Origin of the sequence: Periweissella beninensis (genome assembly GCF_016908275.1) — a bacterium.
GTDB classification, from domain to species: domain Bacteria; phylum Bacillota; class Bacilli; order Lactobacillales; family Lactobacillaceae; genus Periweissella; species Periweissella beninensis.
This window is the reverse complement of record NZ_JAFBDN010000033.1, coordinates 1-11,260: the sequence shown is the minus strand read 5'-3', so window position 1 is coordinate 11,260 and position 11,260 is coordinate 1. Positions and strand designations below refer to the sequence as shown.

Here is an 11,260-nt window from a genome sequence, read left to right as displayed (position 1 = left end):
ATCATTTGTTAGTGTGACTTTTGTTTTAATTCTAGTCGAAGTCGTACGGCAAATAGTTAATAAAAAATATCAAAAAATTGTGCAAGTTTTAGCCTGTTTACTATTTTTCTGGTTATTAACAATTGGTGTTGATAACGTTTCAAATCTTTTACACATAAGTTCAACCAATTCAATGAATTTAGCGCGTTTAGTATTTGATATCGTATTAGTTGCTTTAGAAATTTTATTTAGTATTTTGTTAATTGATAAAAAAATTAGTACATTACATTAAACTATATGGATTTAATAAGTACTATATAAATAAAAAAAGAGTGTACTAAAAAATGCAGTGACCCCCAAAAGTTAGACAAATATCTAACTGCCTGGAGGTCGCTATTTTTATGGCAAAATATAGTTTTGAATTTAAACTTATTCAAGAATAACTTGATGGGAATGGACGCTTGACGCTTTCTCTCGTTATCAATGTAAGTTGGATTTACTCAAGGAACAGAAAAAAGGATACTTACAAAAAATGTTCCCTAAAATGGTGCAAAAGTTCCTGAATTGCGATTTGCCGGGTTTGCTGACGATTGGGAAGAGCGTAAGTTTGATGAGTGCTTTAAATTTCCTGTGTCTACAAATTCATTATCTAGAGCATTGTTGAATTATGAGAAAGGCGATATTAAAAGTGTTCACTATGGAGATATATTGATTAAATATCCATCCATTCTAAATGTTAAAAATGATAAAATTCCATATATCACAGATGGTAAATTAGAAAAATATAAATCTAGTTTACTCGAGAACGGCGATTTAATTTTTGCTGATGCAGCTGAAGATGAAACTGTTGGAAAGGCTGTGGAAGTCAATGGTTTAACTGAAGAACACCTTGTGTCAGGATTACATACGATAGTTGCAAGATCAAAAGACAGAAAGGCAGAATTTTTTCTAGGGTATTATATCAATTCGAATATCTATCATAGGCAACTTTTAAAACTGATGCAGGGGTCAAAAGTATCATCAATTAGTAAAGGCGATTTACAAAAAACATTATTATCTTTTCCAAAAGATTTTGAAGAACAACAAAAAATAGGTTCATTCTTCAAACAATTAGATGACACTATCGCTCTTCATCAACGTAAGTTAGATTTATTGAAAGAAAAGAAAAAACGATTTTTACAAAAGATGTTTGTTTAGGGTCTATAATTACATAATGACTCCTCAAAAAGACTATTAAAACAACCCCTGTTATCTAACCAGTAGATAACAGGGGTTGTTTTTTTGTTAGGTGGTATAATAGTACTTAAAAAACGAGGTCGATGATCACATGCCCAATCACATATTTATCAATCGAGAGTCAGGTAATGATAACATTTCAATATTCTATGACGAACCATCATTTGTGGTCATTGCGAATAAAGATGATTTAGCTAGCATTCAGTTGATTGATGAGTCTAAAAAACCTGGTATCTATATATTGTTAGGTGATGATAAACGATATATCGGTCAAGCATCAAATGCTATTTTTAATAGGCTTCAGCAACACTATATTAATAAGCCGTGGTGGAACAAGTTAATATTTTTTGGACGTGAAGATGGTCATTTATCAAAAGCACAATTAGATCTGCTAGAACGAAAAATAATTGAAAAAATGAAACGAGCAGAAATCAAACTAGATAATAATACCCAAGGTAATCAGAGCTATATTGATAAATTAAGCCAATTTTCTGCCTTATCATTGTTATCGAAAGTGGAAAGGGTATTGATAGATATCGCAAATATTGACTTATTTGCTAGTGATGATACCGAATTTGATAGGTTGGACCCTACTCCAAACAGCGATACTATCTCGATTTTATTTGGCGGACAGCATTATACAGGAAGCTCTTACAGAGACGTCTTTACTAAGTTAGTATCTACACTTGTTCTGTCATCAGAGATATCTAAATTAACGGATTTAATAAATTCTACTGAACCCAATACTGTACAAATAATAGGAACCCTAGAGCGCGTGTCAGGGAAAGGTACTAAATTAACTAAAGCTATAGACTCAAGTAAATATCATGTCTACGTTAATTTTTCTAAAGATGCCTTGTATAAAAAGATACAGATACTAGCTCATTTAACTAACAATAAAGTGACCTTTGAAAGGTGGTAAATTAACTATGGTGCAACAAATCGTACTGCCAATCAAAGACTCTAACGTCTTAAAAATGGTCCAAAACACCTTATTAGATAGTTTTCGGGCGGGTCGCCGTAACTACACTATCTTTCAAGTTGGCAAAGCCACTCTACTGCGGGTGAGTGACGTTATGGGCTTAAAACAGGCCGATATTTTTAATCCGGACGGTTCTACTAAACAAAATGCGTTTATTCATGACCGAAAAACTGGTAAACCTAATACCTTGTACCTTAAACCTATTCAAACAGAGCTCTTATTTTCCCTTTATTAGTTTTAATAATTAGCTTGATAAAGTTCATTATTGAATATTTATAGAAAGCGTGGATATTACATGAGTACATTTATATTACCTTCAAATCCAATTATATACGATGCCAAAAATGCATTTAATGAGTTACATACCATTCACTGGGTTCAGCACAATAACAAGAGTGTTTCTATAGGAGATATAATATATATCTATGAATCAAAACCTACTCAAAGAATTATATTAAAAACACAGGTTATTGGCAGGGATATTTATTCGTATCATATTGATGATTCAAAATATAGTGCATCAGGTATAGATTTTTCTAGCAAGGGTCCTTGGTTAACACTTCGTCTGATTGAAAATATAGATGCATGTATTTCATTAAAAGATCTTCATGAATTAGGATTAAAAGGTAATATCCAGTCTCTAAGAAGGCTAGATGACGATATGGCAAACGCTTTAGACTTTTTGATTCGTGATTACTCCGAACTAACAAGTATTTTAGTAACAGAGGGTAAAAAAACAAAGGTGTATAGTACTCGTTATGAGCGAAGCACCAAAAACAGACAGGCCGCCATTCTAATCCACGGCTTAAATTGTAAGGTTTGTGGATTTAATTTTGAAAAAAAGTATGGAACCCTAGGGCATGAATTTATTGAAATTCACCATAAAAACCCACTCTATTTAAACAATACCGAAATAAATATAGATCCTAGAAATGACTTAATTCCTTTATGTTCTAACTGTCACAGAATGATTCATAGAGATAAATATAATGTGCTAACTGTAGAACATTTAAAGAAAATACTATTAGCATAATTCCTATACCAAAGGGAGTTAACATAACATCGTTTTTATACAAAGTTACCTATACACCGATGTTTACAGGCGTTGCGTTTGTGATAATTCTAGCGCTTCAAGTTTTGTTTGGGGTATTAGCTGACCTGTGGCATATCCCAACGAATGAGAATCAAAAGTTAGTCATGGATGAATTTCGTAAAACATATTATTTGGCGGCAGTTCTAGGTAATAATACCCAAGGTAATCAGAGCTATATTGATAAATTAAGCCAATTTTCTGCCTTATCATTGTTATCGAAAGTGGAAAGGGTATTGATAGATATCGCAAATATTGACTTCAATCCAGATTTTGTTAGACTCTTAATATAAACATTTAAACATTAGATTTCATCAGAAAAAGGACATTATCACAATGAAAAAAGCAAATATGAAAACATTATCAGCTACAGCAGTTATTGTTGCTACTGTAGTTGCTGCTGGGGCAGCAACTACTGACGTATATGCTGATAGTGTGAAGGACGCTGCTAGTTCACCCAGCAATGTTTCACAAAAAGCTGCTCAAAAGAAAGCGGCACAAAAGAAAGCATCCAGTATTGATACCGACTCAGCTAACAAAGCTGTTTCTTCGGCACAATCAACAGTTAACAGCGACAAAAAAGCTGTTAAATCAGCATCAAATACTAAAACAGCCGCTTCTACTGCTAAGTACAAAGCTCAGTCTAACCTTGACAAACTCAAAAACAGTCTAACTGGTGGCAGCACAATCAACTTATCAGATAAAGCAACAGCGATCGCTAATACCCCCGCTGTTCTTGACAAAGGACCTGCCAGCGGTACAAAATTTAAAGGTATTGCAAGTGACAAAAATGTCAGCGTAGATACCAACAAAATGACAAACGCTCAGGCAACTGAACTATCATCATACGCTGCTTATTTGATAAATGATATGAGAAATCAAATTGGTAAATCAACAACCCCAGAACAAAATCAATTTTCAACTAGATTGCAAGTAACTGACGGTGCAATTGCATTCGCAAAACAAGTTGCTGCTAACTATAACAGTGACAAATGGTCTGGCTATCACAACGGTTGGCATGATGTACCCGCTATTGGCAAAGCTGCTGCTAACTTCGGTTTAAATGATACTGATAACTTCTATGAAGACATGGAAACATGGAGTGACGCATTTAACACAACCATGAGTATGTATGACGCTAAAAAAATGTTGTATGATGCTATTTACGACATGGTATTCGATGACAAATCATCTGACTATCATCATGCACTATCACTACTTGGACTTGATGTTTATAATGATGAAGTAAGGCCGGCTGAATACTTCGGTGTCAGCTTCGATAAATATGGTAATATTCATCTTGAAATCATCATACCAGAAGATGTCTATATTAAAGATCAAGCTAAGTTCAACGCAACATTTGACACCGCTGATAAGACACTTACCGGCGCCGGCGCAACACCTGATCAGATTGCTGCTGCTCAAACAGCGCTTAACAACGCAACCGCAACATACAACACTGCTAGTGACAACTACACGACTGCTGTTAACAAGTTGAATGCTGATAAGGTAACGTTGAACAACGCTAAAGAAAATGCTGCTAACGTTGCGGCACAAAAGAAAGCAGCTCAAAAGAAAGCTGCACAAAAGAAAGCAGCTCAAAAGAAAGCAGCTCAAAAGAAAGCAGCTCAAAAGAAAGCAGCTTCTAAAACTATAAAAATCTCAATCTCAAGCCTTTAAAGGTATGAATAAAGACGCGCAAAAACAATTCAAGTCAATGTCTAAGTTAATTAGCAAATCAACTAAGGCGGACGGTAAAGCGGTTAAACGATTAGGCAAAAACATGTCTAAGGGTATGAAAACTGCTATGAAAGGCAAAAGCTACTAAATCTGGTATGAAGTCGGTTGATAAATTGATTAAAAGTGTTATGAAACAAGCTACTAGAGCTTCTAAAAATGGCGCTAAGTCAATCAACTACTCGTCCTGACCGTCATATCAATGAAAAGCAATTTTATAAGGTCATGGCACGTGTTGGTGATCTTTTAGGAATCAACTATCTAGGGACGCATACCATGCGTAAAACAGGAGCTTATCGGGTCTATACGCAGTCAAACTATAATATTGGTTATAATTTTTTATCGCAGCCAATACAATGAGCCATATACTAGCATTCAAAATAAGTTGAGACGGAATGCTATTGTTGGAGGAGCCATTGTTGGTGGGTTCTCAGGATTACCGGGAGGCCCAGGAGCTGCATTTGTAGGCATACATGTTGGCGCAGCAGTAGGAGTCATTGAATACGCATTTAATAACTAACATTAAAAAACGGGAGGTAAAAGGTTTATGAAAATGGCAAATGAAAAATGGCCTATCAAACAGTTTTTGGTTCTGGATGCAATGGCTATTGGATTTGGTATTATCTATTTTTATATCGTTAACTTGTTAGGAACAGATATTTCTGTAGTAAATGCTGTGACAGCAGCATTTATATATTGGGTTTTGTCAGTTCTAGTGTATGGTTTCAGTGGAAAACTTAAAACGAATATCAAAGCTTAAAATAATTAGAATTATAAAAAACAGTTACCAAGTAAATCATATTAGGTAGTTGTTTTTTTGTATACTTTAGGTAAATTAGTAAAAATCAATATATCTCGAGGGACGAGGTACTACTTTTACTATAACAAAACAGTGTAAAATACTTATAAGTATTTTGCACTGTTTGTATTCCTTGGTATAATAGTATTTGTACTATGCAATTTAATGAGGTGAAAAATGACGGTTTATGGTTACGCACGCGTCTCAACAGCTGGACAATCTTTAAATGAACAAAAAGATACTTTAAAAAGTGCTGGTGCCGATATTATTATGAGTGAAAAATATTCAGGAACTACCACCGCACGTCCCCAAGGGGTTACAATGATTGAAAATTTAGGTAATTATAATTTTAAAGAACTAAATGAAAAAGAACTGTATCAGATTGAAGCAGGAAATGCAGCAGGAAATGCATTTATTTCTGGTCTAACTGGGGCAGCAACCGGAGTTAAGTGGGGAAGTAAATTAGGACCCTGTGGAGCAGTAGGTGGCGGTGTTATCGGTGGAGCAGTAGGTGCTTACATAGGAGGTTATAACTAATGATTAATACATTAACTATGATTGTAACTTTTGCTTTGATTGTTGTGGGTTTCGTTATTAGCTTTTTAAGATTACTTAATTCAAAATCAAAAAAAGATGAATCTTTTACAATAGAATTAATGATATTGTTTTCAGGGTTATCATTAACTTTATGGAATTTGTCATACTTTGGCATATTGATAGCGACACTAGGAGCATTAGGGGTAATTTTAGAAACAAAGAATAAGTAATAACTCTATTTTAAAGTAAAAGTATCCCATGTATTTGTGAACTAAACCTAATAATTTGGACAAAATAAACCATTTGTTCAAATTATTAGGTTTTTTATATCTAAATATGCAAGTGAATTCAGATTAATGGTCGTTAAGAAATGGTTGTCTAGTAAAAAAGTAAAACTGTTAGATAACCTAGGTGACATAAGAAAAATTTAATTTGTTATTCAGAAAATCAGATAACACTATTGCGCTTCATCAACGTAAGTTGGATTTGCTCAAAGAACAGAAAAAAGGCTACTTGCAAAAAATATTTGTTTGATATTTTAAAGAGAAAAGAGAGATAAAATGAAGTTTTTAAATTTTTTAACTATAAATAGTTAAATTGGTTATTATATGCTATTATATTATTATATGCTATTATATTATTTATGCTATTATATTATTTATGCTATTATATTGTTTTTTATTGTTTATTACTTTTTTACCAATGATAATATTTATTTAATTTTAGCAATAATTTTTCTTGTTTCATCTAATTTTAGTGATAACTTAATTGAAGTTCTTACAGAACCAAAAATTCGGTCTATGACGGATGAGGAACAACAAGTTATTAAAGCTATGATTTTGGTAAATGAGAAAGACGTAGTAGTTATCAAAAAGATTAGAGAATATACAAATTTAGGTCTTTTACAAGTAAAAAAAGTATATGAAAAAATAAAACACGGTTTATAATTATATAATTGATTGGGAAGGAAGTTTATAATGGGAGAAAAGAAATTACATTATAGAATGTATAAAGATGGCAAAAAATTCGTTTTTGCCGCAATTTCTACACTGTCTTTTTTTGTCGTCGGTGGGGTATCAACGGTAACAGTTCATGCTGATACCACCTCAGGGAACTTAACTGCCGCCACTGTAAATAGCACTAGTGATACGAAGAGTGCTGATCAATCAGCAGATACTGTAGTAAGCAGTGCCAGTGATACGGAGAGTGCTGATCAATCAGCAGATACTGTAGTAAGCAGTGCCAGTGATACGGAGAGTGCTGATCAATCAGCAGATACTGTAGTAAGCAGTGCCAGTGATACGAAGAGTACTGATCAATCAGCAGATACTGTAGTAAGCAGTACCAGTGATACGAAGAGTGCTGATCAATCAGCAGATACTGTAGTAAGCAGTACCAGTGATACGAAGAGTGCTGATCAATCAGCAGATACTGCAGCAGATAAAGTGACACAAACGACGGACACGTCAGCTACAACAACTGCTGCTACAAATCAGCAAAAAAATAATCAAGTTGAATCGTCTTCACTAAGCAGCAGTGAGCAAGCTTCATCCACTATCAGTAATAACATGACAGTTTCTAATACTGACAGCCAGCAAAGCAGTTCTCAGGTTGCAAATGTTACTGGGGGTAAATATGTAGACTCTAATGAAACATGGAGCTACGTTGATAGCCAAGGAAACAAAATCAAGGGATTAAATAAAGTTGATGGCAACTTACAATATTTTGATGAAACTTCGGGAGCTCAAATTAAAGGTGAGTACCAAAAAGTTGGCGAGATAACTTATTATTTTGATAAAAATTCTGGAAACGCAATCCCTTATACTTTAACTTCTGATGGGAAAACTACGGCATATCAAGCTAATGGTCAGCCAGCTGGAGCAGGATTTTTCACTAATCAAGATGGTGAAATCTATTACTTTGATACTGATGGTTCCTATAAGACCGGACTTCAAACACTTAATGGGACAACTTATTATTTTGATAGTAATGGCTATTTGAACAAGGACACAGTTGAAAATGTTGATGGTAAGGCTTATTATTCTCAGGCTGATACTGGTAAGACAGTCCAACTGACCTCACAAAATCTTCCGACTCAAACGAGTACAGCTAAAAAAGTGGCAAGTTTTGCTGCCCATAATGTAGCATACTCGTATGATACTAAAAGCTTTGAAAATATCAATGGTTATTTAACTGCTGATTCTTGGTATCGACCAACGTATATTTTAAATGATGGTCAATTATGGATTAAATCAACCTCGACAGATTTTCGGCCACTATTAATGACGTGGTGGCCCAGCAAAAGTATTGAGGCTGATTATTTAAATTATATGATTGAACAAGGAATTATTAGCAGCACTCGCAAGTTTTCTGCGAATGATGATTTCTTAGTCCTTAACAGCGCTGCCCAGAATGTTCAAATTGCTCTTGAGAAGAATTTGACAATGACTGGTTCAGTTAACTGGTTGCGTCAGATTATGCAAAACTTTGTTAAAAAAGAAGCAATTTGGAACAAAACTTCAGAGAATCCAAGCTCTGATGGACTTTCTTCATTACAAGGTGGTTTTTTAACTTATCAAAATAGTAAGTTAACCCCCAATGCCAATTCTGACTATCGAATTTTAGCCTATATTCCCTCATATATTAAAAATAGCAATTACAAAGGTTCGGAATTCTTATTAGCTAATGATATTGACAATTCTAATCCAGTAGTTCAAGCAGAAGAATTGAACTGGCTGTATTATTTGATGAATTTTGGCTCAATTACGGCAGATGATTCGTCGGCTAATTTTGATGGAATCCGAGTGGATGCAGTCGACAACGTTGATGCTGATTTGTTGAAGATTGCAGCAGACTATTTTAAAGACGCTTATCAAGTTAATCAAAATGATCAAAACGCTAATTCTCATTTATCGATTTTGGAAGATTGGAACAACGATGATCCACAGTATGTTTATGATCAGGGTGCAAATCAATTAACTATGGATTACTATTCTGTTGGGCAAATGAACTATTCATTGGAAAATGCACCAGGATCAAATAGTAAGATGGAACGTTTTGTTCAGTGGTATCTAATTAATCGGGCCAATGATAGTACGGAAGATACGGCAATTCCTAATTATACTTTTGTTAGAGCCCATGATTATAGCTCTCAGGATCAAATCAGACAAGCTATTCAAGCAGCCACCGGTGGTGAATACGGCGTCTTTACTTGGGAGCAATTGCAGCAAGGATTAACTTTATATTACGCAGATCAAGCTTCCACAGAGAAAAAGTATAATCGTTACAATATTCCGAGTGCTTATGCAATGCTGTTAACCAATAAAGATACTGTGCCACGGGTTTATTATGGTGATTTGTATCTTGAAGGCGGTCAGTATATGGCTAATAAAACCATCTATTATGATACAATTACTAATTTGTTGGCGAGCCGAATTAAGTATGTAGCTGGTGGACAAACAATGTCAGTTGATCGCAATGATGTTTTAACCAGTGTTCGTTTTGGTAAGGGTGCAATGACTGCCAGTGATCAAGGTACTAGTGAAACTCGGACAGAAGGCGTTGGCGTAATCGTTAGCAACAATACTAGTTTGAAACTAAAAGATGTGGATCAGGTTGTTTTGCACATGGGCGTTGCTCACCGCAATCAAGCTTATCGAGCAGCAGTGTTAACAACCAAAGATGGCATTATTAATTACACTTCTGATGACAATGCTCCGATTGCTTATACTGATAATAATGGTGATTTAGTCTTTACCAACCAAAATTTGTTAATTAATGGTGTTGAAGAAGCAAATACAAGTATTCAAGGATATGCTAACCCGGATGTAACTGGATATCTAGCTGTTTGGGTACCAGTGGGGGCCGCAACAACTCAAGATGCTCGGACAGTAGCGACAACCGATTCTTCAACGGATGGCAAAACGTTCCATTCAAATGCAGCCTTAGATTCAAATGTTATCTATGAAGGCTTTTCAAATTTCATTTCCTATCCTGACAGTCACGATGATTACACAAATGTTGTAATTGCTAAAAACACCGATTTATTTAAGGCTTTAGGAATTACCAGTTTTGAACTTGCACCGCAGTATCGGACAAGTGGTGATAAGACATTTTTAGATTCAACGATTGATAATGGTTATGCATTTACAGATCGCTATGACTTGGGATATGGGACACCAACAAAATATGGTACCGTAGACGATTTGCGTAATGCGATTAAAGCCTTGCATGCTGCTGGAATTCAGGCAATTGCGGATTGGGTGCCGGACCAAATTTATAATTTGCCGACAGAAGAATTGGTAACAGTTAATCGAACTGATGAAAGAGGAAATCAAGTTGCTAGTTCAAAAATTCATGACTTATTGTATGTTGCGAATACAATTGGTGGTGGCGATTATCAAAAGAAATACGGTGGTGCTTTCCTAGAGGTATTGGAAACGGAGTACCCAGATTTATTTAAAGAAATTCAAGCATCAACTGGCAAAACGATTGATCCGAGTCAAAAGATTACTAGCTGGTCAGCTAAGTATTTTAATGGAACTAATATTGTTGGTCGCGGTAGCGATTATGTTTTACGTAGTAACGATAATCAGCAATATTTTTATGTTGGAGACGATTCAAGTGAAGTTCAAAAATTCTTGCCAGCTTCATTGGTAGCAGAAAATGATCGGCAAAATTATTCATTGGGTGATCATTCAGCAAATAATTATTTTGTTCAGAAGAATCTTAATGGCAAATGGTATTTAATCGATCCACTAAACAATCAAAAACAAACTGGATTTCAATATATTCCTGACCAAACAAAGACGGTATATTATAATGCCAAAGGTCAGATGCAATATGGTCAAAAATTCTTGGGTGGGCATTGGTATTTATTTGATAGTAAAACTGGTGTCAT

Annotated in this window: 10 protein-coding genes and 4 pseudogenes; all 14 read left to right on the top strand. The window is 34.8% G+C overall.

Going from position 1 to position 11,260, the window contains the following annotated elements:
* Positions 1-271 (top strand): hypothetical protein (locus JOC59_RS08440; RefSeq protein WP_205144327.1); only part of this gene is annotated, 271 nt, incomplete at its 5' end.
* Between the two features lie 189 nt (positions 272-460).
* Positions 461-594: pseudogene (locus JOC59_RS09570) on the top strand (restriction endonuclease subunit S); the annotation flags it as partial.
* 15 nt (positions 595-609) lie between these two features.
* Positions 610-1,176 (top strand): restriction endonuclease subunit S, encoded by a 567-nt coding sequence (locus JOC59_RS08435; RefSeq protein ID WP_420875270.1) that lies wholly within the window; start codon positions 610-612, stop codon positions 1,174-1,176.
* A 130-nt stretch (positions 1,177-1,306) separates the two neighbouring features.
* Positions 1,307-2,137, top strand: a complete 831-nt coding sequence (locus tag JOC59_RS08430) for a GIY-YIG nuclease family protein (RefSeq protein WP_205144326.1) — start codon at positions 1,307-1,309, stop codon at positions 2,135-2,137.
* Between the two features lie 10 nt (positions 2,138-2,147).
* Positions 2,148-2,417: pseudogene (locus JOC59_RS08425) on the top strand (site-specific integrase); the annotation flags it as partial.
* Between the two features lie 75 nt (positions 2,418-2,492).
* A complete protein-coding gene (locus JOC59_RS08420; protein WP_205144325.1) occupies positions 2,493-3,230 on the top strand; it encodes an HNH endonuclease in 738 nt (245 codons plus the stop codon).
* Positions 3,231-3,310: 80 nt separating this feature from the next.
* Positions 3,311-3,580, top strand: coding sequence for a hypothetical protein (locus JOC59_RS08415; protein ID WP_205144324.1), 270 nt, complete (start codon positions 3,311-3,313; stop codon positions 3,578-3,580).
* A 43-nt stretch (positions 3,581-3,623) separates the two neighbouring features.
* Complete coding sequence (locus JOC59_RS08410) at positions 3,624-4,967, top strand: SEC10/PgrA surface exclusion domain-containing protein (RefSeq protein ID WP_205144323.1); 1,344 nt, start codon at positions 3,624-3,626, stop codon at positions 4,965-4,967.
* A gap of 222 nt (positions 4,968-5,189) precedes the next feature.
* Positions 5,190-5,354: pseudogene (locus tag JOC59_RS08405) on the top strand (site-specific integrase); the annotation flags it as partial.
* Between the two features lie 217 nt (positions 5,355-5,571).
* Complete coding sequence (locus JOC59_RS08400; protein WP_205144322.1) at positions 5,572-5,784, top strand: hypothetical protein; 213 nt, start codon at positions 5,572-5,574, stop codon at positions 5,782-5,784.
* Positions 5,785-6,000: 216 nt separating this feature from the next.
* A pseudogene (locus JOC59_RS08395) lies at positions 6,001-6,150 on the top strand (recombinase family protein); the annotation flags it as partial.
* A complete protein-coding gene (locus JOC59_RS08390) occupies positions 6,145-6,360 on the top strand; it encodes a Blp family class II bacteriocin (RefSeq protein ID WP_205144329.1) in 216 nt (71 codons plus the stop codon). The pseudogene JOC59_RS08395 and the gene JOC59_RS08390, both read left to right, overlap by 6 nt.
* A complete protein-coding gene (locus JOC59_RS08385) occupies positions 6,360-6,590 on the top strand; it encodes a hypothetical protein (RefSeq protein ID WP_205144321.1) in 231 nt (76 codons plus the stop codon). The genes JOC59_RS08390 and JOC59_RS08385 overlap by 1 nt, the downstream gene beginning before the upstream one ends.
* Before the next feature lie 747 nt (positions 6,591-7,337).
* On the top strand, positions 7,338-11,260 hold a 3,923-nt coding region (locus JOC59_RS08380; RefSeq protein ID WP_205144328.1), incomplete at its 3' end, for a glycoside hydrolase family 70 protein.